We start from the raw sequence: 24,377 nt of genomic DNA on the forward strand, positions 1-24,377 counted from the left end.
TTCTCCTTTTAAAATTTTGCAACAACATTCGCTTTTTGAATGTTTCCAAAGACTAAAATTTGTTCTTGATCATCAACGATTAAAGTAATCATATCCTTTTCAATACGCTCTAACTTACCTTGCCATTTACGGCGTTCCATCACTGGAATTCGCAAATGTACTGCGATATCTTGCCCAATATAACGTTCAAATTGTAGTAAGGTAAATAGCGGACGATCTAAACCTGGTGACGACACTTCTAGATTGTATTTATCCGCAATTGGATCTTCCACGTCTAAAATCGCACTCACTTGACGACTTATATCAGCACAATCATCAACCGTCACACCATCATCTTTATCTATAAATAAACGCACCGTCATAAAACGCCCCGCACGCTGACACTCAATTCCCCACAATTCACAGCCTAAATCTTCTACTGCATCTTGTAGCATTTCTTGTAAATTTTGTTCTAACGTAGCCAATTTCTACTCCTATATAAGGTGCAATTCATTGCACTATATCATAACCTTATGAAACCTTATCCTAAACAATACTTATCTCCTCTATTTTAGTAATAGTAAGAAGATAGTTTATTAAATCTCAGGCATAAAAAAAGGGTTAGGTTCATAAGAACCTAAGCCCAGTTACTAAATTTCTTATAGAAAAAAACCCCAAAACTGGGGTTCTTTTACTGAACTTATTATTGGTTGCGGGGGCTGGATTTGAACCAACGACCTTCGGGTTATGAGCCCGACGAGCTACCAAGCTGCTCCACCCCGCGTCCGAAACATGTGCGACATTATAGTGATAAAAATTTAATATGCAAGGAATTTTGTAAAATCATTGGGATAACAATTTAATAAAATTAACAATATATCTCCTAAAAGTAATCTTTTTTATATAAAAGAAAATACTGGTTAGAAAAATTTATATCATTAACACAAATTAAAATAGTCAATATAAATTCTAATTATTCAATAATTTAATTTTCTCAATCATGTTTGTTGTTGAACAACCATTTTCAAAGTTTAGCACTTTAACATCGCCACCGTTTGCCCAAACTTCTTTTGAGCCAGCAATCTCTTCGGGTTTGTAATCTCCGCCTTTGACTAAAAGATCTGGTAGAATGTCACCGATTAAACGCTGTGGTGTGTCTTCGATGAATGGCACCAACCAGTCCACAGATGCCAAACCAGCCAATACCGCCATACGAGTTTCAAGATTGTTAATTGGGCGATTTTCGCCTTTTAAGCGTTTAACAGAATCGTCGCTATTTACTGCGACAATTAAACGATCGCCTAATTTACGTGCATTTTCTAAATAAGAAACATGGCCTGGATGCAAAATATCGAAACAGCCATTAGTCATCACAATTTTTTCGCCTCGCGCTTTAGCTTGTGCGACTGCATCTTTTAATTCTGCTTCGCTCATAATGCCAAATCCAGTGTCAGGGCGAGCATGAATCGCATTTTCAAGTTCCACGGTCGAAACCGTTGAAGTACCCAATTTACCCACCACAATTCCTGCGGCAACATTGGCTAAATAACAAGATTCTTCGAAAGAACGTCCATCTGCTAATGCGGTTGCTAATACACTAATGACAGTATCACCGGCTCCCGTCACATCAAATACTTCTTTTGCGACAGTTGGCAAATGATAAGGCTCTTGATTTGGGCGTAATAATGTCATTCCTTTTTCAGAACGCGTCACCAAAAGTGCGGTTAATTCAATATCAGAAATTAATTTTAAACCTTTTTCAATAATCTCTTCTTCTGTATTGCATTTGCCCACAACGGCTTCAAACTCAGACATATTTGGTGTCAATAATGTTGCACCACGATAACGTTCAAAATCAGTTCCCTTTGGATCGATTAACACGGGAACATCCGCTTTGCGTGCAATTTGAATCATTTTCTGAACATCTTTAAGCGTGCCTTTACCGTAATCAGAAAGAATCAAAGCACCGTAATTTTTTACCGCACTTTCTAACTTCGCTAATAAATCCTTGCAATCTACATTATTGAAATCTTCTTCAAAATCAAGGCGGAGCAACTGTTGATGACGAGATAAAATACGTAATTTAGTAATGGTTGGATGGGTCTCTAATGCAACAAAATTACAATCGATTTTTTGTTTTTCTAATAAATGGGAAAGCGCAGAACCAGTTTCATCTTGTCCAATCAATCCCATTAACTGAACGGGTACATTGAGTGAAGCAATATTCATTGCCACATTTGCTGCACCACCCGCGCGCTCTTCATTTTCCTGTACTCGAACCACTGGCACAGGTGCTTCTGGTGAAATACGGTTGGTTGCGCCGAACCAATAACGATCAAGCATCACATCGCCTAATACAAGTACTTTTGCTTGCTTAAATTCTGCTGAATATTGAGCCATTTTAAAATCTCTCTATTTGAATAACCAAAATTGTGGCGATTTTACCACAACTCAAATTTACGATAAACTACGCCCCTAACTTACGTGGAAAGAACAATGAAAAACGAAAAACTCCCTCAATTTCAACCGCACTTTTTAGCCCCAAAATACTGGCTGTTTTGGCTAGGCGTGGTAATTTGGCGAAGTATTTTATGTCTTCCCTACCCTATTTTGCGCCATATTGGTAATGGTCTCGGTTGGCTGTTTTCACATTTAAAAGTGGGTAAACGTCGAGCTGCTATTGCACGCCGCAATCTTGAACTTTGTTTCCCTAACATGCCAGAGAATAAACGTGAAGCTATTTTGCAAAAAAATCTTCGTTCAGTAGGCATGGCAATTATCGAAACAGGCATGGCTTGGTTTTGGTCGGATTCACGTATCAAAAAATGGTCAAAAGTTGAAGGCTTACATTATCTAAAAGAAAATCAAAAAGATGGAATTATTCTCGTCGGTGTTCATTTCTTAACACTAGAACTTGGTGCGCGTATCATTGGTTTACATCATCCTGGTATTGGAGTTTACCGCCCAAATGACGATCCAGCATTTGATTGGCTACAAATTCAAGGACGTTTAAAATCAAATAAAAATTTACTAAATCGTAAAGATTTACGCGGAATGATCAAAGCCCTCCGTCACGAAGAAACCATTTGGTATGCACCAGATCACGATTACGGCAGAAAAAATGCTGTTTTTGTACCATTTTTTGCAGTGCCCGATGCTTGCACAACCACTGGTAGTTATTATTTATTGAAATCCTCACAAAACAGCAAAGTGATTCCATTTGCGCCATTACGCAATAAAGATGGTTCAGGCTATACCGTGAGTATTTCAGCACCTGTTGATTTTATGGATTTACAGGATGAAACGGCGATTGCTACGCGAATGAATCAAATCGTTGAAAAGGAAATCATGAAGGGCATATCACAATATATGTGGCTACATCGTCGTTTTAAAACACGCCCCGATGAAAATACGCCTAGTTTATACGATTAAAAGTGCGGTCGAATATCACCGCACTTTTTGATAGAATTTTCTCAAATTTAAAAATTAACGACTCATCTAACCATGACAACCAATTATTCAGCTCAAGAAATTACCGTTCTTAAAGATCTCGAACCAGTGCAAATTCGCCCTGGTATGTATACAGACACAACTCGTCCTAATCATTTAGCACAAGAAGTTATTGATAACAGCGTAGATGAAGCCCTTGCGGGTTTTGCCACAAAAATTGAAGTAATTTTACACCCTGATCAATCCATTGAAGTCACAGACAATGGTCGCGGTATGCCTGTGGATATTCATCCTACGGAAGGCGTTTCCGGCGTAGAGGTGATCCTGACTAAACTGCATGCGGGTGGTAAATTCTCCAATAAAAATTATGAATTTGCCGGTGGTTTACACGGTGTTGGGATTTCTGTGGTCAATGCGCTTTCTGAACGCGTAGATATTCAAGTCAAACGCAATGGGGAAGTGTATAAAATTGCCTTTGAAAACGGCAGTAAAGTAGAAGAATTGGAAGTTATCGGGACTTGTGGCAGACGCACAACGGGAACAAGCGTTCACTTCAAACCAAATCCAAAATATTTTGACAACGCAAAATTTTCCGTTAGTCGCCTACGTCATTTATTAAGAGCGAAAGCAGTCCTTTGCTCAGGACTTGAAATCAAATTTCTTGATAAAGTAAACAATACTCAAGATATTTGGTTATATGAAGACGGGCTTTCCGATTACCTTATCGAAGCAGTAAATGGCTTTGAAACGCTGCCCGAAAAACCATTTGTTGGCGAATTTAAAGGAACAAATGAAGCCGTTAGCTGGGCATTACTTTGGTTGCCAGAAGGTGGCGAACTGATTGGCGAAAGCTACGTAAACTTAATTCCGACTATTCAAGGTGGAACACATGTTAATGGTCTAAGACAAGGCTTGTTAGATGCCATTCGTGAATTTTGCGAATTTAGAAATTTATTACCACGCGGGGTAAAACTTACCGCTGATGATATTTGGGAGCGTTGTTCTTACATTCTTTCCCTTAAAATGCAAGATGCGCAATTCGCAGGGCAAACTAAAGAACGCTTATCATCACGCCAAAGTGCGGTGTTTGTCAGCGGTGTTTTAAAAGATGCGTTCAGTTTATGGCTAAACCAAAATGTACAAGATGCTGAAAAATTAGCAGAAATTGTCATTAGTTCTGCACAACGCCGATTACGTGCGGCCAAAAAAGTCGTACGTAAAAAACTTGTTAGCGGCCCAGCATTACCAGGAAAATTAGCAGATTGCGGCTCACAGGATTTAGAAAAAACAGAATTATTTTTAGTGGAGGGCGACTCTGCGGGCGGTTCAGCAAAACAAGCACGTGATCGCGAATATCAAGCGATTTTGCCGTTACGTGGGAAAATCTTAAACACATGGGAAGTTTCGCCTGATCAAGTATTAGGTTCAACAGAAATTCACGATATCGCTGTGGCTCTAGGGATCGATCCTGATAACAATGATTTATCACAACTTCGCTATGGTAAAGTGTGCATTCTCGCCGATGCTGACTCCGATGGACTTCACATTGCCACCCTACTCTGCGCCCTGTTCTTACGCCATTTTCCGAAATTGGTACAAGACGGCCACGTTTACGTCGCAATGCCACCACTTTATCGTATTGACTTAAATAAAGAAGTCTTCTACGCATTAGATGAAAACGAAAAAGAGGCAATTTTAGATCGGTTGAAAAATAAAAAAGGCAAACCAAATGTTCAACGTTTTAAAGGTTTAGGTGAAATGAATCCATCACAATTACGTGAAACAACAATGGATCCTAACACTCGTCGCCTTGTTCAATTAACTTATGATTTAGGGGAAGATCAAGGCTCAGATACATTAGAACTGATGGATATGTTATTAGCGAAAAAACGTTCCGAAGACCGTAAAAATTGGTTGCAAGCGAAAGGCGATCAGGTTGATTTATCTGTTTAGACTAAATTAATCTCAGCAAATCCGAATTTTAATAAATTAAAAATATATCAATTAACAGAAACAAAAATGACAAATATCAACTATGAAGGCATTGAGCAAATGCCTCTACGTACTTTCACTGAAAAGGCTTATCTCAACTATTCTATGTATGTCATCATGGATCGTGCGCTGCCTTTTATCGGCGATGGTTTAAAACCCGTTCAACGCCGTATTGTATATGCGATGTCTGAACTTGGCTTAAATGCCACAGCAAAATACAAAAAATCTGCCCGAACCGTCGGTGATGTACTCGGTAAATTCCATCCACATGGCGACAGTGCTTGTTATGAAGCCATGGTATTAATGGCACAACCATTCTCTTATCGTTATCCGCTGGTAGATGGTCAAGGTAACTGGGGCGCGCCAGATGATCCAAAATCTTTCGCTGCAATGCGTTATACGGAATCACGCCTCTCTAAAATCGCTGAAATCTTGCTGAGTGAACTAGGACAAGGAACGGTAGATTATCAGCCAAACTTTGATGGAACCTTGGCTGAACCACAATATTTACCTGCTCGTTTACCTCATATTTTATTGAACGGTACAACAGGTATTGCAGTGGGTATGGCGACAGATATTCCACCACACAATATTAACGAAATCGCTGATGCGGCAGTGATGTTGTTAGATAATCCTAAAGCGGGATTAGATGATGTACTTGAAATTGTTCAAGGCCCAGATTTTCCAACAGAAGCGGAAATTATTTCGCCAAAAGCAGAAATTCGTAAAATTTACGAGCAAGGTCGTGGCTCAATAAAAATGCGTGCGACTTGGAAAAAAGAAGATGGCGAAATCATTATTTCTGCGCTTCCACATCAAGCTTCTCCCTCAAAAGTTATTGCACAAATAGCCGATCAAATGACGGCAAAAAAACTACCAATGCTAGAAGATATTCGAGATGAAGCCGATCACGAAAATCCAATTCGTATTGTGCTAGTTCCTCGCTCAAATCGCGTCGATACTGATGCCTTAATGGCACATTTATTTGCGACTACAGATCTTGAAAAAAGCTATCGTGTAAATATGAATATGATTGGGCTTGATCATAAACCAGCGGTAAAAGGCTTATTAGAAATCTTAAATGAATGGCTCACTTTCCGTCGCACAACAGTTACTCGTCGCCTACAATACCGTTTGGATAAAGTACTCTCTCGCTTACATATTTTAGAAGGTTTGATGATAGCCTTTTTAAATATTGATGAGGTTATCGAAATTATACGCCACGAAGACGATCCAAAAGCAGAGCTTATGGTACGCTTTAATTTAAGCGATGAACAAGCTGATGCCATTTTAAATTTACGCTTACGTCATTTAGCGAAATTAGAAGAAAACCAGCTGAAAGCTGAACAAGATGAACTTGAAAAAGAGCGGTTAAATTTAGAAGCAATTTTAGGATCAGAACGCCGTTTGAATACGCTTATCAAAAAAGAAATTCAAGAAGATGCGAAAAAATATGCGAGTCCACGTATGTCTCAACTGGTTGAACGTGAAGAAGCCAAAATGATCTCTGAAAGTGAGATGACGCCAGCAGAACCAGTTACTGTCATCTTATCAGAAATGGGCTGGGTACGTTGCGCCAAAGGACACGATATCGATCCTAAATCATTAAGCTACAAAGCTGGCGATAGCTATCTAGCTCACGCTTGTGGCAAAAGTAATCAAGCCGTTGTATTCATTGATAGTACGGGGCGGAGTTATGCACTCGATCCGCTTTCCTTACCTTCCGCCCGCTCCCAAGGCGAACCACTTACAGGTAAACTCAATTTACCCACTGGTGCGACCATTGAATATGTTGTAATGGCAGGCGAACAACAAGAATTATTGATGGCTTCTGATGCGGGATATGGTTTTATTTGTAAATTTGAAGATTTAATTGCACGTAACAAGGCTGGAAAAGCCTTGATTTCTTTACCAGAAAATGCCAAAGTGTTGAAGCCTAAAAAACTGATAAATTCTACCGCATTTGTTGTCGCGATCACATCAGCAGGCAGAATGTTGATTTTTCCAGCACAAGATTTACCGGTATTATCAAAAGGTAAAGGCAATAAAATTATCACTATTCCCGCAGCGAATGCAAAAGATCGTAGCGAGTTATTGACAAAATTATTGCTTATTTCAGATCAAGCAAGTCTTGAATTTTATTCTGGAAAACGAAAAATTGTATTAAAACCAGAAGATCTGCAAAAGTTCCGCGCAGAACGAGGCAGAAAAGGTTCGACATTACCACGTGGATTACATACCAATCTTGAAATTATGGTAGTCGAGCCGTAACACAACACATCACTTAAACATAACTTAGGGAGATCCAATTTATGAGCTATACTTTTAGCACGTATGAAACCCTTGCATTAGCAAGCTTAGTTTTGCTATTGGGCTATTTTTTGGTTAAACGCATTAATGTATTAAAAACATTTAACATTCCAGAGCCAGTTGTTGGCGGCTTTATTGTTGCCATTGGTCTTTTAATTTGGCACAAAATTGATGGAACATCCTTTAACTTCGATAAAAATCTACAAACCACAATGATGTTAGTGTTTTTTACTTCTATCGGTTTAAGTGCCAACTTTTCCCGTCTAATTAAAGGCGGAAAGCCACTCGTTGTATTTCTATTCATTGCTGCATTATTAATTTTAGGACAAAACGTTATTGGCATTGCAAGTTCAATGGCATTAGGAATCCATCCCGCTTATGGTTTACTTGCAGGTTCAGTAACCTTAACAGGTGGTCACGGCACTGGAGCTGCTTGGGCGGATACATTTGCACATCAATTTAATCTACAAGGTGCAACTGAAATTGCCATTGCCTGTGCAACTTTCGGTTTAGTATTCGGTGGTATCATCGGTGGTCCTGTCGCTCGTTTCTTATTAAATCGCCAAAAACAAGGCGAAAATCCTGAAAATGATGAAGTTGATGACATTCAAGAAGCATTTGAACACCCAACTTATAAACGTAAAATTACTGCACGTTCATTAATTGAAACAATTGCAATGATTTCAGTATGTTTATTAATTGGTCAATATTTAGATGTACAAACAAAAGGTACTGCACTCCAATTACCAACTTTCGTATGGTGTTTATTCACTGGTGTTATTGTCCGCAATATTTTAACCAACATTTTCCGTTTCCAAGTAGCAGAATCCGCTATTGACGTATTAGGTAGCGTAGGCTTATCCATCTTTTTAGCAATTGCTTTAATGTCATTAAGACTTTGGGAACTTGCAGGTTTAGCAATTGACGTATTAATTGTTCTGGCTATTCAAGTCGCATTTATGGCTGCCTTTGCAATCTTCATTACTTATCGAGCAATGGGTAAAGATTACGATGCCGTCGTATTAAGTGCTGGACACTGTGGTTTTGGTTTAGGCGCAACCCCAACAGCAATCGCTAATATGCAAGCTGTTACCAGCCGTTTTGGACCATCACACAAAGCATTTTTAATCGTTCCAATGGTCGGTGCATTCTTTATCGACTTAATCAACGCAGCATTATTGAAAGTCTCATTTGCCGTTGTAAATATGCTCGCGTAAAGTGCGGTTGAAATTGACAATATTTTAAAAAATGCCTTTATCTTAAATTGATAAAGGCATTTATTTCAATATAATCAATTATTTCAGCTGCAATATCAACCCCACTTGTTTTTTCAATCATTTCTAAGCCTGGGCTTGCATTTACTTCTAAAACCAATAATCCATTTTTTGAACGAATTAAATCCACACCAGCCACATCTAAACCGATGGCTTTTGTTGCTCTAATGGCTATCTGTTTCTCGTCATCGCTTAGTATAATTTTTTCAGTTTTTCCACCACGATGACAATTCGCTCGAAACTCGCCATCTTGTCCGATTCGTTGCATCGTTGCTACAACTTGATCACCAATCACAAAACAACGAATATCCGCATTGCCCGCTTCTTCGATAAAATCTTGCTGCAACATAGATATATTAGTTTGCTTAAAAGCTTCCATAATGCTCACCGCACTTTGTGGCTTTTCAGCTAAAATTACCCCAATTCCTTGTGAACCATTTAGCATTTTTAAAATTGTCGGCGAACTGATATGAGGTATCGTCGCCTGAGCTTGCACTTCACAGCCACTTAAAAGTGAATTGGGAACAGGAACACCAGTCTTCAGCAAAAGTTGCAAACTTTTCCACTTATCACGTGCATTTAAAAATGCCTGAGATGAATTTAAACAAAAAATCCCTTTGCCTTCAAAATTCTGCAAGACTGAACATCCCATTTGCGTACTTGTTGTGCCAAATCGAGGCAAAACAGCATCATAATCAGGCAATAAATAAGGTTTAGACCCTGAATTTTCTTGATAAAAAATCTGAAAGTGCGGTGGATTTTGTGAGAGTTTTAAGAGGCAACGATTCGGATCTAAAATATCCATCTCATGCCCTTGACGTTTAGCTGCTTCTTTTAAGCGTTGGCAACTATAAAGACGAGGTTCGCGGCAAAGCATTAATAATTTCATAACATTTAATTTATTATCTACAATGTTCCGTATATTACACGAATAAAAACACTTTATGTAGACGATAAAAATCAGGTAGAATTGCCTGGAATGTTTAACTCAAAAAAGGAAATCTTATGTTCGTTGTTATTTTTGGTCGTCCTGGCTGCCCTTACTGTGTGCGTGCAAAAAACCTTGCTGAAAAATTAAAAGGCGAAGTTGCTGATTTTGGCTATCGTTATGTGGATATTCATGCAGAAGGCATTACTAAAGAAGATTTATCAAAATCAGTTGGTAAACCAGTAGAAACCGTACCACAAATCTTTATTGATGAAAAACCAATTGGTGGTTGCACTGACTTTGAAGCATTAATGAAAGAACAATTTGGTATCGTTGCTTAATTTTTCTTTTAATTTACAAAAAAGCCACTTTCAATCGAAAGTGGCTTTTTCATAGAATCGTTTTAACCGTTATAACGTTTAAAAATTAATGTCGCATTTGTACCACCAAAACCAAAGCTATTTGACATGACAGTTTGTAATCCTGCATTTTCTTTCGTCTCAGTAACGATGTTGCAACCTTCAGCGGCTTCATCTAAGGTTTCGATATTAATACTTGGCGCAATAAAATCATTATCCAACATTAATAACGTGTAGATTGCTTCGTGTGCACCCGCCGCCCCTAAAGAGTGACCTGTCATTGATTTAGTTGAAGAAATCGCTGGGATTTTATCGCCAAATACATTTTTGATTGCACCTAATTCTTTCACGTCACCAACTGGTGTAGATGTACCGTGTACGTTGATATAATCAATTGGGGTATCAACAGTTGCCATTGCCTGTTTCATACAACGCTCTGCACCTTCGCCACTCGGTGCAACCATATCGTAACCGTCAGAAGTTGCGCCATAGCCGACAATTTCCGCGTAGATTTTTGCACCACGAGCAAGTGCGTGTTCTAATTCTTCCACAACCACAACAGCACCACCACCTGCAATAACGAAACCATCGCGGTTTGCATCATAAGCACGAGATGCTTTTTCTGGCGTTTCATTGTATTTAGTTGAAACGGCACCCATCGCATCAAATTCAGTTGCACATTCCCAAGATAATTCTTCCGCACCACCTGCAAAAACCACATCTTGTTTGCCTAATTGAATTAACTCAACCGCATGACCGATACAATGTGCAGAGGTTGCACAAGCAGAACTCATTGAATAGTTCACACCACGGATTTTATAAGGAGTAGCTAAACAGGCAGAAACACTTGATGCCATTGTTTTCGTTACTGCGTAAGGACCAATCGCCTTTACACCTCTAGGACCACGCACCGCATCACAAGCCACTAACTGGTTATGTGCAGAACCCGTACCCGCACCAATCACTAAACCAGTACGATCATTAGAAACTTGATCTTCTGTTAAGCCAGCATCCTCAATCGCTTCACGCATAGAAAGATAAGCATAAGCCGCTGCATCACCCATAAAACGGAACACTTTACGATCAATGTGCTCGCTTGGGTTTAATTTGATTGTTCCGGCAACATGGCTACGCATATTCATTTCAACAAACTCAGGCACAACTTCAATACCTGATTTCCCTTCTTTTAATGAAGCCAATACTTCTTCTTTGTTGTTACCGATACTTGAAATAATCCCAAAGCCTGTAATTACAGCTCTTCTCATTGCTTCTTCCTTATTGTTTTATATGTAAAAATAACGGCACAAAATTACTACGAAATAAAAATATTTCAAGCAATAATTCATTTGTTCGACCAGTTCAGAAAATTGCGTTATTATACGCAAATTTCATTAGGCAAGAAAGAAATAAAAATGACCTTTAGCGTGCAACATGCTGAGATTCACTTCAATCGAAACCATATTCCCGTCTCAGATCAATTCAATGATGTCTATTTTTCTAACGAAAATGGATTAGCCGAAACAGATTATGTTTTTCTACAAGGTAATCAACTTTGGGAACGTTGGATAAGCCACAACGAGGCTAATTTTGTCATTGCTGAAACAGGATTTGGTACAGGATTAAATTTCTTCGCGGTAACCCAATTATTCCGTGAATTTCGCCAGCAACACGAGAATCATCCTTTAAAACGCCTTAATTTTATTTCCTTTGAAAAATATCCGCTAAAAATCACCGCACTTTCGCAAGCGCACCTTGCCTATCCGCAGTTTGAAGATTTAAGCGCTCATTTGCAACGTTATTGGCCTTCATTGATTCTAGGTTGTCATCGTATTCATTTTGGAGAGACAACGTTAGATTTATGGCTTGGTAATGTATCAGAAAACTTGCCACAACTTGGCGATTATATGAATGAACGTATTGATGCTTGGTTTTTAGATGGTTTTGCGCCGAGCAAAAATCCTGGAATGTGGAATGATGATCTCTATAATCTGATGTTTCGTTTCACAAAACCCAATGGTTCTTTTGCCACTTTCACCGCAGCAAGTGCGGTCAGAAAAGGACTTGAATCCGCAGGCTTTAATGTGACAAAACGTAAAGGCTTCGGCAAAAAACGAGAATGTTTAAGTGGGCTAAAAACACAATCAAAATCTACCGTACTTTCCACACCTTGGTATCTTGCTCAGCCTGCGAAAATGGAAAAACAAGATGTCGCTATTATCGGCGGTGGTATTGCTTCTCTTTGTGCTGCCATTTCCTTAGTAAAGCGTGGGGCAAAAGTCACTATTTATTGTGAGGATGACGCGCTCGCACTCAATGCCTCAGGTAATAAACAAGGTGCATTTTATCCACAACTTAGCGATGATAATGCGCTCACCGTTGATTTTTACCTGCACGCGTTCAGTTACGGTCGCCAATTACTTGATTGGGCAATCGCACAAAACATAGCGTTTGAACACGAATTTTGCGGCGTAGCACTATGTGCTTACAACGAAAAAAGTGCGGTTAAATTAACAAAGATTTCTCAACTTGGTTTACCGAACGAAATCTTCCAAATGCTGGATGCTGAACAACTCAGTGAAAAAGTGGGATTACCACTTAATTGCGAAGGCGGTTGGATTGAACAAGGGGCTTGGCTTGCACCAAGACAATTTGTTCAAAATGCCTTTTCATTTCTTGAAAAGCAAGGTGTAATCATTAAAACCTCACAAAAAATTACCGCACTTTCTCAACAAGAAAAAGGTTGGGAACTAGAAAATACGCAAGGTCAAAAATACTGCCATGAAGTCGTCATTCTTGCGAACGGATATAAAATTACTGATTTTATTCAAACAGAAAAGCTACCGCTCTACCCTATCCGCGGGCAAGTTAGCCAAATTCCAACATCAGAAAACTTACTCAAACTGAAATCTGTGCTTTGTTATGATGGCTATCTCACTCCAGCCGATCAATTAAAAACCTCACATTGCATCGGCGCAAGCCATATTCGTGATAATGTTGATCGCCATTTTAGCGAACAAGAACAACAAGAAAATCAACAAAAACTCCAGCAAAATATCATGCAGAATTGGACAAAGGACGTGGATACTTCTGGAAATTTGGCTCGAGTGGGCATTCGCTGCTCTGTAAGAGATCTTGCCCCAATGGTTGGAAACGTCCCGAATTTTGAACAGCAACAAGCGGATTATTACAATCTATTCAACCTCCGCCGCCGTAAACAACCTATTCAAAGTGCGGCCAATTTTCAGAATCTTTTCTTAATCGCAGCCTTAGGTTCTCGCGGGCTTACCTCCGCTCCACTCTTAGGCGAAACCTTAGCTTCAATCATTTATGGCGAGCCATTACCAATAAGCGAAGCCATATTACATAACCTTTCAGCTAACCGAGCTTGGGCGAGAAAGTGGTTGAAAGGTTCAAAAGTTGAATAAATCCATAAGATTCAGAACCTTACAAAAATAACTTTGACGTGTTAAAATCAAACAAAATTTAAATATAAAAATGAATACAAAAATGCTATGCAATCAATCAATCAATCAATCAATCAATCAATCAATCAATCAATCAATCAATCAATCAATCAATCAATCAATCAATCAATCAATCAATCAATCAATCAATCAATCAATCAATCAATCAATCAATCAATCAATCAATCAATCAATCAATCAATCAATCAAATTGTAGGATTTGTTAAAACTTGCTGCAAGCCTGAGGAAGTATTTCATTTTCTTCATCAGCATTCCATTCCTTTTTCCCCCATTGGAGGAATGACCAATCAAAATGTTCTACTTAATATTTCTGGAGTTAAGTTTGTATTACGGATCCCTAATGCCGTAAATTTGTCACTTATAAATCGAGAATATGAGGCATTCAATAATGCACAGGCATATCGTGCTGGTTTGAATGTAGAAACTCCCGTATTAGATGCCAAAAGTGGCGTAAAACTGACTCGTTATTTAGAAAATAGTAAGCCGTTAAGCCAGATACAATTAAACGAACAAAGTTGTTTGTCTCAAGTTGCGAATAATTTATGTCGTTTACACAACAGTGAATTTTTTTTCGCAATGTATTTAGCGTATTCGATGAGTTCCGCCAGTATTTTTCATTGTTAGAAAACAAATCCGCTTTTTATCAAGCAGATCCTAGAATGGATAAACTTTCAGCTGTATTTTGGAAATTTGAAGAAATCAATAAAGAGATAATTTTACGTCCGTGCCACAATGATTTAGTCCCTGAAAATATGCTATTGCAAAACAACCGGTTATTTTTTATCGACTGGGAATATTCAGGCTTAAATGATCCATTATTTGATATAGCGACGATCATTGAGGAAGCTCATTTATCGAAAGAAGCTGCTGATTTTCTATTAGAAACCTATTGCAATCAGACAAATAAATATCACAAGACAGAATTTCAAATCGCTCACAAACGGTTAAAAATCCATCGTTTTTGCCAAAATGTATTGTGGTTTTTATGGACAAAAGTAAAAGAAGAACACGGCGAGAATTTTGGCGATTATGCGTTAAAACGCTTAGACGCAGCATTTAAACTATTAGAGGAATTGCCATAATGCGTGGCTATCTCTTTGGCATACTATCCGCTGTATTTTGGGCATTATCTGGATTGTTATATAATGAATTGCCATTAAGTGAATATGATGCATTAGGGAAAATAATTTCATTGCTTTTTTTAATTGATTTTTGCTCGTTATTAGTTATCGGCATAACATTATGGCGAAAAAGTGCGGTAGATTTTCAAGGCGTTTTTTGGCAACCTGCGTTATCTGGCGTATTAGGTGGGCCAATAGGAATGTCTGCCTATTTATTAAGCATTCATTATTTAACGATCTATTATGCGGCACCGCTTTCATCTCTCTTTCCTGTTTTCGCTGCGTTAATGTCTTATTGGATTCTAAAAGAAAAAATCTCTAGAACAGCGCAGTTTGGATTTGGATTGGCGGTTATTGCTTCTGCATTGTTGGCTATTGAAGTCGGGCAAAAAGCAAACTTCAATACAAGCGGTCTCATTTTTTTAGCCATTTGCATATTAGGGTGGTCATCTGAAATAGTGATATCCTCCTATACAATGCGTTCTCTCTCTGGACTTCAAGTGTATTTTTTAAGACTATGTGGTTCAACTATTGGTTATTTATTGATTCTATTTATTCTTTCCTTGAAAGATTTCTCACTAGATATACTTAGTTTTAATTATGTACAAATTGCTGGCGTAATAATCTTTGGGGCATTATCTTACGTCTGCTATTACCAAGCGATTTATCTGTTAAAACCAATCAAAGCAATGGCATTAAATATCACATATTCTGTATGGGCAATTGGACTTGGTTATCTGCTCTATAAACAGCCAATTAAGCCCATTACCTTACTACTCACCTTATTATTAAGTGCAGGAGTGATCGTTACACTTTATTACAAAGGGGAACAAAAATGAATGCAATTATTTTGGCTGCAGGCCTAGGCAGTCGTTTTAAAGACATCACACAAACCACTCATAAAGCCCTATTAGATATTCATGGAACACCTAACTTAGAACGGACACTCGCTTTTCTACGTCAAGCAAATATCGACAATATTGTCATTGTTACAGGGTATTTACACGAACAATTCGAGTATCTAAAGAAAAAATATGACTGCAGCTTGATTTACAACGAAAAATATCGTGAATATAACAGCATTTATTCCTTTTCTCTGGCACAAGACTTCTTTAGTGATTGTTATGTTATTGATGCGGATGTTGTGCTCAATCGTAATATTTTTCTAACGAAGCCACCACACAGTAAATATTTCACAGTCATCCGTTCTAAAACGTACAATGAATGGCTACCGATTTTAAATAGTAATGGGCAAGTAATACGTATTGAGATTGGATCATTAAACCAGCCCAGCTTGTCAGGGGTATCTTATTGGACAACTCGGGATTGCAATATTATTCTAAATTTGCTCAAAGAATATACAAATGAAGTGCAATTAAAAAATCCCGCACTTTATTGGGACACCATTCCGATGGAATATATAGATAAATTAAATGTTCATACAGAGCAACTTAACCGTGATGATATATTTGAGATGGATAACCTTGATGATTATCAGCATATTTTACAAAAATTGACACCAAACAAGGAAAAATAATGAAAAAATTGACTCTCAGAGAACAACAACTCGTTTGTCTCGATATCTTAGATTATTTCCACGCTCTATGTGAGAAACACCAAATTCACTATTCTCTTGGTGGTGGAACATTAATAGGCGCAATACGCCACAAAGGCTTTATCCCTTGGGATGATGATATTGATGTTTATATGCACCGCGATGAATATCAAAAATTTGTTGATGTTTGGTTTCAAGAAACTCACGAATACTACAATATGGAAACGGCAGAAGATATACTTGCTCAATATACCGGTGAAATGGCAAAAATTTTCGATTGTCGCACTCAAATAACAGATGCTAAGGGAAGAAAAAGCCCGATGTTTATGGATATATTTATCTACGATGGTGTACCGAATGAACCAAAGATCATTTACCCACTGATGAAAAAGCACCGAAGAATTAAACTTCGATTTTCTTCTTGTAAGAAAAGATGGTTAAGATCAAAAGAAAATACTTTGCAAAGAACGATACTTGGTAAATTAAGCCACTTTTTATTTTCCAAAATGCAAAAAAATTTAGCACAATTCCAAATAAAATATCCAATAAAACAATGCGATTATATTGGTCTTGTATTATCTGACTACGGTGGTTGGCAAAAATCTTATATGCCGAAAGAATATTTTAATCACATTGTTTATAAAGAATTTGAGGGGCGACAATTTCAAGTAATGAATGGATATCACGAACACTTAACGCAATATTATGGAGATTATATGAAGCTTCCACCAGAAGAAAACCAAAAGCCACATCATATTCAAGAAGCGTATATTTTGTAAGCGAAAGGGCAGATTTAATTCTGCCCTTTTTCAATTATTACTGAACCTTCCCACAATTCAAACAATACAAATATTGACCTTTAGGATCATTAAATTTAGTTAATACATTCAATTCTTTTTGTAATTTTTGAATTGGAGCTGGCAGACCAAGCCATTTAACTAACTGCTCTTGCGTACCTTTTTTAGTATCGCGCAATAAAGCACTAATTAAACTAAGGTTATCATCTGTAAACCATTCCACGCTAAAATCTTGTACGGCAGTATCTTGGCGTTGATTCACTAATTGCTCTGCTTTATTGACCGCTTCATTAAAAGAACCTATCTCATCCACCAAACCATTTTGGAATGCATCACTGCCTAACCAAACCTGACCTTGAGCAAGTTTATCTACTTGTGTTTTAGAAAGCTGGCGACCTTTGCTGACAATTTCTAAAAATCGGTCATAACCATGCTCAATTTCTGTTTGATAAATATCTTGTACGGGTTTTGCTAATGGAGAAAACGCTGATGTATTAGCTAATTCAGTGGTTGAAACACCATCTGAACTCACTCCGATTTTCTTTATGCTATTTTCAAAAGTCGGGAACATCGCGAAAATACCGATAGAGCCTGTAATAGTGTTTTCATCGGCAATAATATAATCTGCAGTGGATGAAATCCAATAACCGCCAGACGCTGCCATTGCGCCCATAGATACGATGACAGGCTTACCGATTTTCTGTAAGTTTTCTGTTTCTTGACGAATAATTTCAGAAGCAAAAGCACTACCACCTGGTGAATTAACTCGTAAAACAACGGCTTTCACTGAGTTATCATCTTGAGCTTTACGGAGAATTCGCGCAATGGTGTCGCCACCTACATTTTCTTCATCACTTTCCCCATCGATAATCGCTCCCTCCACATTCACAACCGCAATTTTATTCGGTACGTTGTAATGTTCTAAGCGATCAGGCTGTTGAGCTAAATAATCATCAAATTCGATAAGGTTCGCTTTTCCATCGCTTCCTTTGCCAAAAAGTGCGGTGAGTTTTTTATCTAAATCCAAACGAGTTACAACGTCGGTTACTAATCCACGTTGTTGGGCATAAGCGGTACTATTGCCTTTTAACGCTTTAAGATCCGATAAATATTGTTTCGCATTCGGCAAAACGTTATCTTTCTTAATATTACGATTTTCGCTGACGGATAAAACATAATTATTCCACATTTCGCCTAACCAACGCTGCATATTTGCTTTTGCCTCAGCTGACATATCATTGCGTAAAAATGGTTCAACTGCTGATTTATAAGTCCCTACGCGGAAAATATGTGGTGTAACGGCTAATTTGTCGAGCATCTCTTTAAAATACAAATTCTCTTGCGATAAACCGTGAATATCCACGCTTCCAATTGAATTTAAATAAATTTCATCCGCAAAGCTGGCTAAATAATATTGTCCTTGGGAATAATTATCCGCATAGGCGATCACTGGTTTTCCTGCATTTTTAAACTGGCTGATAGCCCCACCAATAAAATCTAATGCAGGCAAATCTGCCCCTTCAAAATAATTAAGATCAAGCACTAATCCTTTAATTTTAGGATCATCTTCCGCTTGTTGAATGGCAAATACCACGTCAAAAGTCGAGATTTTTCGAGGAACACGCTCGCCATTCAATTCGCTTAACGCATCTTGCCAACGAAGTGTTTCATCTCGGTTGTCCGCTAAATAACCATCTAAATTGAGCAATAATGCCCCTTCCCCCGTTAATGTTGTAGATTTTTTCCCGCCACTTGAAAAGCTAATAATCGCCATTAGCAGAAACACAAAACCTAAAAACACGACATTCATCACAAGATCACGAATGAAACACAGTGCTTTCCAACAAAATTTTAATACTCGAAACATATAAATTACCTTTAAAAAAATTTACCCTAGCGTATCACAAAGCCTTGCCAAAAACTATGCTATAATCTACCGCACTTTTATTTATAGGGAATAATAAAATGGATGCACTTACACTTTTAACCACAAGAAAATCAAATAAAAAATTAACCACACCTGCACCTAATGCAGAACAGCTTGAGCGTATTTTCGAAGCAGCAATGCGTTCGCCAGATCACGGAAAATTACATCCCTATCATTTTATTGTAATGGAAAACGAGAGCTTAAATAAATTGGAAGCGCTACTTAAAGCTGCCGTTGTAGAATTTGATCTTGGGGAAGAAAAATTGATGAAAGCCGAAAACCTAGCACATCGCGCACCAATGGTTATTGGTGTGGTAGCAAAAATCGATCCAACTATCGTTAAAGTGCCAGATTGGGAACAAATGCTAAGTGCGGGCTGTGCAACTTACGGAATACAACTGGCTGCTCAAGCACAAGGATTTGATAACGTGTGGATTTCAGGAAAATGGGTTGAGGGAAGTGCATTACGAGAAGCTTTCGGATGTCGTGAACAAGATCGTGTGATTGCCTTAGTTATGATTGGCACAAGCATAGAAAAAGCAGAACGTGAATACCGTATTATCGATACAAAAGATTTTGTAACCTATCTATAAAATATTGCTTTCCTCAAGACTTAGAGGAAAGCAAAATATTGCATTACTCTTCTTCCAATTCATCCGCCATCGCTGCCAATATTTCTCGTGTAAGAATTGCTAATGCACGATAAAAAGGCAAGGTTGCTTGCATTTCTACTTGAGTTAAAAACTTCGCTGCACAAGGCAATAAAGAGGTTTCAAAGAATTCTTGCTGAGCGACTAAAGAATCCAAATTATCTTCAAGCCAAGAGGCTGTAAGCAATAATAAAGCAAAATGATCCGCACTTTCCACCTCTGGCATATTGTGTACAAGGCGAAAATTCATAAATTCTTCAACATCAATGCCATAAGCTGAAATAGCCGTTATCACTTTTCCATTCGCAGCAAATAATTTTTGATACTCTTGGTTCAATAAATTGAGATCAATTTTAGCTTGTAGGCTATTCAGTGCTAATTCACTTTCTTTATCAGTATTTAATGCCCAAACTTGACTCAAACCTTTTTGTTGTAACCAAACAAATGCGTTAGCGAGTACTTTATCTGTTGGAGAACGATAAAAAAGATTACCGAATAATCGACTAATTAATGAAAAATTATTAATTTGTTTTTCAGACATTACGCTTTTTCCTTTAAAAGTGCGGTCAATTTTTCTTGAGTTTTTTGAGCAGCAAGTTCAATCATTGCTTCACGAGCCTTATCATCAATTAAATGAATATCTCCAAATAATTCAAACTCGACATTTTCAATGCCACAGTAATTAAACAATCCATTAATCAAACAATGATTAAGCGATTTATCCACACCAAATTCTTTATATTTATCAACATTACTGCCAATAGTAATAAATTGCTGCATTTGCTTATTTTTGAGCAAACCCACTGATTCGCCGTTTTCTGTTTTATAGGCAAAGCCATGGCTTAATACGCGATCTAAATAGCCTTTCAAAATTGACGGAAATCCCATCCACCAAAGGGGATAAACCAACGTAATTAAATCCGCTTGAAGGATAAAATCGTGCTCTTGCTGAATATCTTCTGGAATAATACCTTTGTTAGCATTTTGCAATTCTTCATGAGATAAAATTGGATTGAAATTCATTTCATAAAGATCACGAAAAAATACATTTACACCATTTTCTTGACTAATTTGCTCAATACGATTAGCAATTGCTCGCCCAAAACTATGCTCTGAATTAGGATGAGCAAAAATAATTAAGTGATTCATTTTTCTTACCTATTTGTAGGGAAATAAAACGTGGCAAAAGTCTATCAAAATAGACCGCACTTTGCATATAAAATCATATAAAAAAAGCGGGCATAGCCCGCTCTCTTATTTGCATCATAATTATGCTGCATTTTTACGTTCTTCTTCCATACATACTGCCGCAGTAAATAATACGTCAGTTGATGAGTTTAATGCAGTTTCAGTTGAGTCTTGTAAAATACCAATAATGAAACCAACACCGATCATTTGTGCTGCTACATCATCAGAAATACCAAATAAGCTACATGCTAATGGGATTAGTAATAATGAACCGCCTGCTACACCAGATGCACCACAAGCACAAAGTGCTGCAACAATACTTAATAAAAGTGCACTAACGAAAGAAACTTCTAAGCCAAGTGTATGAACTGCAGCTAAAGTTAAGATAGTAATAGTAATCGCCGCACCCGCCATATTAATGTTCGCACCCAATGGAATAGAAACAGAATAAGTTTCTTCATCAAGGTTTAAACGTTTTGCTAATTCAATATTCACTGGAATATTTGCTGCGGAACTACGTGTGAAGAATGCAGTTACACCACTTTCGCGTACACAAGTCCACACTAATGGGTAAGGATTGCGACGGATTTTCCAGTAAACCAAAATAGGGTTTACAACAAAAGCAGTAAATAACATCGTACCGATTAATACTGCAAGTAATTGCACATAACCGCCTAATGCAACTAAACCTTTATCAGATAAGGTTTCAGCCACTAAACCGAATACACCAAATGGCGCAAAAGAAATAATCACATGAACAATTTTCGATACGCCTTCTGCAAAATCTGATAACACATTTTTAGTTGCATCAGATGCATGACGTAAAGCCAAACCTAAACCAATAGACCAAGCTAATACACCAATAAAGTTTGCTTTGAAAATCGCATTTAATGGATTATCTACCACATTCAAAATTAATGTTAGCAACACTTGACCAACAGCTTGAGGTGCAGAACTTGAATCTTCTTTCGCAGCCAATACCACTTCCGTTGGGAATGCGAAACCAGCAATAACAGCAACAAATGCAGCTAAGAATGTGCCTAAAAGGTAAAGCACAATGATTTCTTTCATATTACTTTTCGTGCCAATTTTACGGTTTGCAAGGGCAGCCATAACAAGAAAGAAAATTAAAATTGGTGCAACGGCACGCAGAGCCTTTACAAAAATCGTACCTAATACGCCAACTTTTTCAGCAAGATTAAAACCAATGGTTTCTTGTAATGGTGCTGAAATCAATGCAACAATAATACCAAGAACCAAGCCAGCGGCAATTCGTTTTACCAAACTACCGTGAAATAACAGACTAAATAGACGTGATGTGTTCATATTTTTATCTTTCTTTTAGTAAATTTAACTTCAGATTGTTACCAATCCACCTATGGGGAATTAAAGATAGCGTAAAATTTTAATGAAAGAAAATATTTTTTATTATTTTTCACTCTAAAAGTGAACTTTTTTCTAAAGTTATTAGATATTCTCTAAAAACATACTTATAAAAAAATTTTTTATTTAACCTATTGACACCCTGTATGAAACATCAGTAAAATTTAACTGTACAAAAAAACAAGATAAAAGGTTATTTATCCATATTATTTAACGGGAGACAAGAGAATGAACAACCAAACTTTGGCTACACAATATGAAATGGATTTTTCTTATAATCCACTGCCTTTTTTCAGTGATATAGAAGATAACCTTAAATTCAACAAAAAATTAGACTTAAATCTTTACTGTATCAAACGTCCAAAACAAACTTGTTTTATTCATATAACCAACCCAAATATGTTAGCTTGGGGAATTGAAAGTGGCGATATGTTAGTCGTCGAAAAAAATGACGATCTTTATTCAGGTGATCTTGTGGTACTTGAAGAAAATAACGAATTTCATGTCTATGAATTTATGGCACATAACGGTAATTACCTTTTCATGGCATTGGATTCCACAACACCTAATTTAAATGTAAAAGATTGGTCAAATTTGCCTATTGTCGGCACCGTAACCAACACTATCCATCAAATGAAACGTCGCGATAAAATGAAATGGGCAGCCTAGTTGGAATAACTAAAGACAAATAAAAAAGTGCGGTAAAAATCCACCGCACTTTTATCTAGTATCTAGATTATATTTCAATTAATTACTCGTCACTTTACGTCTCGCAATCACTGCATCAGAAAGTTGTTGTAATAATCTTTCAGAATCTTCCCATCCAATACACGCATCCGTAATGCTTTGTCCGTAAGTCTGTGCTTTGCCATCAACTAAATCTTGACGACCTTCCACTAAATGACTTTCCACCATTACACCAAAGATTTGTTTAGAACCAGATGCGATTTGATGACACACATCTTGGCAAACCTCCATTTGTTTTTTATATTGTTTACTGCTGTTTGCATGGCTAAAATCAACCATAACGTGTGGAATACGCCCTGTTTTTTCAATATCAGCACAAACTTTTTCTACATCTTCAGCACTATAGTTAGGGCCTTTGTCTCCGCCACGTAAAATAATATGGCAATCCTCATTCCCTTTTGTAGAAACAATGGCAGAATGACCAAATTTAGTGACAGATAAGAAATAGTGGGGAGCTTCCGCCGCACCAATTGCATCTAAAGCAACCTTTACTCCGCCATTAGTGGCATTTTTAAAACCAACCGCACAAGATAAACCTGAAGCCAACTCACGATGAACTTGTGATTCTGTTGTTCTAGCCCCAATCGCCCCCCAGCTCATAAAATCAGCCAAATACTGAGGTGTAATCATATCTAAAAACTCGCCCGCAGCAGGCACACCAAGATCATTAATATCTGAAAGTAATTTCCGTGCAATACGTAAACCATCATTTAAACGATAAGTATCATTTAAATACGGATCATTAATTAAACCTTTCCAGCCCACAGTTGTACGCGGTTTCTCAAAGTACACACGCATAATAATTTCGAGGCTATCTTTATATTTATCACGTAATGGTTTTAAACGAGTCGCATATTCAATGGCAGCTTTCGGATCGTGAATGGAGCAAGGTCCAATTACAACTAATAAACGCTCATCTTTAGCCTGAATAATATTATGTGCCTCATGACGAGTTTGCTTCACTAATGCCGCAGCATATTCACTCGCTGGATATTTTTCTAATAAGGCAATCGGTGGTAACACCTGATCGACTTTTTCAATTCGCGTATCATCGTTTGCCACGACAATTTCAATTTTCTCTTTAGCCATACATCACTCTCTTGCTTTCAAATGTTGTATTTAAATTATGTAGCTAATCTACACTTATTTCTTGTACTAGTAAACTAGTTCGTTATGTTTTTAGAATAAAATCTACGAAGTTCCTATTAAACTATCTTTACAACCTGCTTGCA

Annotated in this window: 20 protein-coding genes, 1 tRNA gene and 1 pseudogene; 12 read left to right on the plus strand and 10 right to left on the minus strand. The window is 37.6% G+C overall.

Features of this window, described 5'->3' with window-relative positions; genetic code table 11:
• Positions 1-8 precede the first annotated feature (8 nt).
• The 3 genes from rimP to hldE form a co-directional block, all read right to left on the minus strand.
• Positions 9-464, minus strand: a complete 456-nt coding sequence (gene rimP, locus ACPT8Q_RS06830; RefSeq protein ID WP_050949238.1) for a ribosome maturation factor RimP — start codon at positions 462-464, stop codon at positions 9-11.
• A 222-nt stretch (positions 465-686) separates the two neighbouring features.
• Positions 687-763: transfer RNA gene (locus ACPT8Q_RS06835), tRNA-Met, on the minus strand.
• A gap of 185 nt (positions 764-948) precedes the next feature.
• Entirely contained in the window at positions 949-2,379 is a 1,431-nt protein-coding gene (gene hldE / locus ACPT8Q_RS06840) for a bifunctional D-glycero-beta-D-manno-heptose-7-phosphate kinase/D-glycero-beta-D-manno-heptose 1-phosphate adenylyltransferase HldE (RefSeq protein WP_061671200.1), read from the minus strand.
• Positions 2,380-2,475: 96 nt separating this feature from the next.
• On the opposite strand from hldE, the gene ACPT8Q_RS06845 reads away from it, so the two are divergent.
• The 4 genes from ACPT8Q_RS06845 to gltS all read left to right on the plus strand — a co-directional run bounded on the left by ACPT8Q_RS06845 (position 2,476) and on the right by gltS (position 8,948).
• Complete coding sequence (locus tag ACPT8Q_RS06845; protein ID WP_050949240.1) at positions 2,476-3,411, plus strand: Kdo(2)-lipid IV(A) acyltransferase; 936 nt, start codon at positions 2,476-2,478, stop codon at positions 3,409-3,411.
• Positions 3,412-3,483: 72 nt separating this feature from the next.
• Positions 3,484-5,382: a DNA topoisomerase IV subunit B gene (gene parE / locus ACPT8Q_RS06850; RefSeq protein ID WP_050949241.1), complete on the plus strand. Its 1,899-nt coding sequence runs from the start codon at positions 3,484-3,486 to the stop codon at positions 5,380-5,382.
• 66 nt (positions 5,383-5,448) lie between these two features.
• Positions 5,449-7,692, plus strand: a complete 2,244-nt coding sequence (gene parC / locus ACPT8Q_RS06855; protein WP_050949242.1) for a DNA topoisomerase IV subunit A — start codon at positions 5,449-5,451, stop codon at positions 7,690-7,692.
• A gap of 41 nt (positions 7,693-7,733) precedes the next feature.
• On the plus strand, positions 7,734-8,948 hold the full coding sequence (gene gltS / locus ACPT8Q_RS06860; protein ID WP_015702357.1) for a sodium/glutamate symporter: 1,215 nt from the start codon (positions 7,734-7,736) through the stop codon (positions 8,946-8,948).
• Between the two features lie 37 nt (positions 8,949-8,985).
• Here gltS and ACPT8Q_RS06865 read toward each other — a convergent pair whose 3' ends face one another.
• A complete protein-coding gene (locus tag ACPT8Q_RS06865) occupies positions 8,986-9,894 on the minus strand; it encodes a RimK family alpha-L-glutamate ligase (protein WP_050949243.1) in 909 nt (302 codons plus the stop codon).
• A gap of 116 nt (positions 9,895-10,010) precedes the next feature.
• Between ACPT8Q_RS06865 and ACPT8Q_RS06870 the strand changes: the two genes are divergently transcribed.
• A complete protein-coding gene (locus ACPT8Q_RS06870; protein WP_005650929.1) occupies positions 10,011-10,274 on the plus strand; it encodes a GrxA family glutaredoxin in 264 nt (87 codons plus the stop codon).
• 62 nt (positions 10,275-10,336) lie between these two features.
• Here the strand turns inward: ACPT8Q_RS06870 and fabB are convergent, their stop codons facing one another.
• Positions 10,337-11,557 carry a beta-ketoacyl-ACP synthase I gene (fabB, locus tag ACPT8Q_RS06875; protein WP_050847971.1) on the minus strand — a complete coding sequence of 407 codons (1,221 nt, stop codon included), beginning with the start codon at positions 11,555-11,557 and terminating at the stop codon, positions 10,337-10,339.
• A 147-nt stretch (positions 11,558-11,704) separates the two neighbouring features.
• Here fabB and mnmC point away from each other — a divergent pair, with 147 nt between their 5' ends.
• From mnmC to licD, 5 genes and pseudogenes are all read left to right on the plus strand, one after another.
• The gene (gene mnmC / locus ACPT8Q_RS06880; RefSeq protein WP_050949244.1) at positions 11,705-13,717 is read left to right on the plus strand and encodes a bifunctional tRNA (5-methylaminomethyl-2-thiouridine)(34)-methyltransferase MnmD/FAD-dependent 5-carboxymethylaminomethyl-2-thiouridine(34) oxidoreductase MnmC; all 2,013 of its coding nucleotides are present in this window, start codon (positions 11,705-11,707) and stop codon (positions 13,715-13,717) included.
• Between the two features lie 87 nt (positions 13,718-13,804).
• Positions 13,805-14,859 (plus strand): annotated as a pseudogene (gene licA, locus ACPT8Q_RS06885) (phosphorylcholine kinase LicA).
• The gene (licB, locus tag ACPT8Q_RS06890) at positions 14,859-15,737 is read left to right on the plus strand and encodes a choline transport protein LicB (protein ID WP_005650938.1); all 879 of its coding nucleotides are present in this window, start codon (positions 14,859-14,861) and stop codon (positions 15,735-15,737) included. Before licA ends, licB begins: the two are co-directional and overlap by 1 nt.
• Positions 15,734-16,435, plus strand: coding sequence for an NTP transferase domain-containing protein (locus tag ACPT8Q_RS06895; protein WP_050949246.1), 702 nt, complete (start codon positions 15,734-15,736; stop codon positions 16,433-16,435). The genes licB and ACPT8Q_RS06895 overlap by 4 nt, the downstream gene beginning before the upstream one ends.
• Positions 16,435-17,232: a lipopolysaccharide cholinephosphotransferase LicD gene (licD, locus tag ACPT8Q_RS06900; RefSeq protein ID WP_050949247.1), complete on the plus strand. Its 798-nt coding sequence runs from the start codon at positions 16,435-16,437 to the stop codon at positions 17,230-17,232. The genes ACPT8Q_RS06895 and licD overlap by 1 nt, the downstream gene beginning before the upstream one ends.
• Before the next feature lie 37 nt (positions 17,233-17,269).
• Here licD and sppA read toward each other — a convergent pair whose 3' ends face one another.
• On the minus strand, positions 17,270-19,117 hold the full coding sequence (gene sppA / locus ACPT8Q_RS06905) for a signal peptide peptidase SppA (RefSeq protein WP_050949248.1): 1,848 nt from the start codon (positions 19,115-19,117) through the stop codon (positions 17,270-17,272).
• Positions 19,118-19,215: 98 nt separating this feature from the next.
• Here sppA and ACPT8Q_RS06910 point away from each other — a divergent pair, with 98 nt between their 5' ends.
• On the plus strand, positions 19,216-19,770 hold the full coding sequence (locus tag ACPT8Q_RS06910) for an NAD(P)H nitroreductase (RefSeq protein ID WP_050949249.1): 555 nt from the start codon (positions 19,216-19,218) through the stop codon (positions 19,768-19,770).
• A 43-nt stretch (positions 19,771-19,813) separates the two neighbouring features.
• Here ACPT8Q_RS06910 and ACPT8Q_RS06915 read toward each other — a convergent pair whose 3' ends face one another.
• The 3 genes from ACPT8Q_RS06915 to sstT all read right to left on the minus strand — a co-directional run bounded on the left by ACPT8Q_RS06915 (position 19,814) and on the right by sstT (position 22,341).
• Positions 19,814-20,368 carry a TorD/DmsD family molecular chaperone gene (locus ACPT8Q_RS06915; protein WP_061671198.1) on the minus strand — a complete coding sequence of 185 codons (555 nt, stop codon included), beginning with the start codon at positions 20,366-20,368 and terminating at the stop codon, positions 19,814-19,816.
• Positions 20,368-20,976 (minus strand): NAD(P)H-dependent oxidoreductase, encoded by a 609-nt coding sequence (locus ACPT8Q_RS06920; protein ID WP_050949251.1) that lies wholly within the window; start codon positions 20,974-20,976, stop codon positions 20,368-20,370. Before ACPT8Q_RS06920 ends, ACPT8Q_RS06915 begins: the two co-directional genes overlap by 1 nt.
• Positions 20,977-21,096: 120 nt before the next feature.
• Positions 21,097-22,341, minus strand: a complete 1,245-nt coding sequence (gene sstT, locus ACPT8Q_RS06925) for a serine/threonine transporter SstT (protein WP_050949252.1) — start codon at positions 22,339-22,341, stop codon at positions 21,097-21,099.
• A gap of 285 nt (positions 22,342-22,626) precedes the next feature.
• On the opposite strand from sstT, the gene ACPT8Q_RS06930 reads away from it, so the two are divergent.
• Entirely contained in the window at positions 22,627-23,067 is a 441-nt protein-coding gene (locus ACPT8Q_RS06930; RefSeq protein ID WP_050949253.1) for a LexA family protein, read from the plus strand.
• 78 nt (positions 23,068-23,145) lie between these two features.
• Here ACPT8Q_RS06930 and aroG read toward each other — a convergent pair whose 3' ends face one another.
• Positions 23,146-24,234: a 3-deoxy-7-phosphoheptulonate synthase AroG gene (gene aroG / locus ACPT8Q_RS06935; RefSeq protein WP_050949254.1), complete on the minus strand. Its 1,089-nt coding sequence runs from the start codon at positions 24,232-24,234 to the stop codon at positions 23,146-23,148.
• Positions 24,235-24,377 lie beyond the last annotated feature (143 nt).

Source organism: Haemophilus sp. HN_Hi10 (assembly GCF_049821985.1).
Taxonomy (GTDB): Bacteria; Pseudomonadota; Gammaproteobacteria; order Enterobacterales; family Pasteurellaceae; genus Haemophilus; species Haemophilus influenzae_D.

Bases quoted from the DNA above. Each gene is read 5' to 3' on its own strand.
- hldE (WP_061671200.1), bottom strand. From the start codon at position 2,379: ATGGCTCAATATTCAGCAGAATTTAAGCAAGCAAAAGTACTTGTATTA.
- ACPT8Q_RS06845 (WP_050949240.1), top strand. From the start codon at position 2,476: ATGAAAAACGAAAAACTCCCTCAATTTCAACCGCACTTTTTAGCCCCA.
- parE (WP_050949241.1), top strand. From the start codon at position 3,484: ATGACAACCAATTATTCAGCTCAAGAAATTACCGTTCTTAAAGATCTC.
- parC (WP_050949242.1), top strand. From the start codon at position 5,449: ATGACAAATATCAACTATGAAGGCATTGAGCAAATGCCTCTACGTACT.
- gltS (WP_015702357.1), top strand. From the start codon at position 7,734: ATGAGCTATACTTTTAGCACGTATGAAACCCTTGCATTAGCAAGCTTA.
- ACPT8Q_RS06865 (WP_050949243.1), bottom strand. From the start codon at position 9,894: ATGAAATTATTAATGCTTTGCCGCGAACCTCGTCTTTATAGTTGCCAA.
- ACPT8Q_RS06870 (WP_005650929.1), top strand. From the start codon at position 10,011: ATGTTCGTTGTTATTTTTGGTCGTCCTGGCTGCCCTTACTGTGTGCGT.
- fabB (WP_050847971.1), bottom strand. From the start codon at position 11,557: ATGAGAAGAGCTGTAATTACAGGCTTTGGGATTATTTCAAGTATCGGT.
- mnmC (WP_050949244.1), top strand. From the start codon at position 11,705: ATGACCTTTAGCGTGCAACATGCTGAGATTCACTTCAATCGAAACCAT.
- licB (WP_005650938.1), top strand. From the start codon at position 14,859: ATGCGTGGCTATCTCTTTGGCATACTATCCGCTGTATTTTGGGCATTA.
- ACPT8Q_RS06895 (WP_050949246.1), top strand. From the start codon at position 15,734: ATGAATGCAATTATTTTGGCTGCAGGCCTAGGCAGTCGTTTTAAAGAC.
- licD (WP_050949247.1), top strand. From the start codon at position 16,435: ATGAAAAAATTGACTCTCAGAGAACAACAACTCGTTTGTCTCGATATC.
- sppA (WP_050949248.1), bottom strand. From the start codon at position 19,117: ATGTTTCGAGTATTAAAATTTTGTTGGAAAGCACTGTGTTTCATTCGT.
- ACPT8Q_RS06910 (WP_050949249.1), top strand. From the start codon at position 19,216: ATGGATGCACTTACACTTTTAACCACAAGAAAATCAAATAAAAAATTA.
- ACPT8Q_RS06915 (WP_061671198.1), bottom strand. From the start codon at position 20,368: ATGTCTGAAAAACAAATTAATAATTTTTCATTAATTAGTCGATTATTC.
- ACPT8Q_RS06920 (WP_050949251.1), bottom strand. From the start codon at position 20,976: ATGAATCACTTAATTATTTTTGCTCATCCTAATTCAGAGCATAGTTTT.
- sstT (WP_050949252.1), bottom strand. From the start codon at position 22,341: ATGAACACATCACGTCTATTTAGTCTGTTATTTCACGGTAGTTTGGTA.
- ACPT8Q_RS06930 (WP_050949253.1), top strand. From the start codon at position 22,627: ATGAACAACCAAACTTTGGCTACACAATATGAAATGGATTTTTCTTAT.
- aroG (WP_050949254.1), bottom strand. From the start codon at position 24,234: ATGGCTAAAGAGAAAATTGAAATTGTCGTGGCAAACGATGATACGCGA.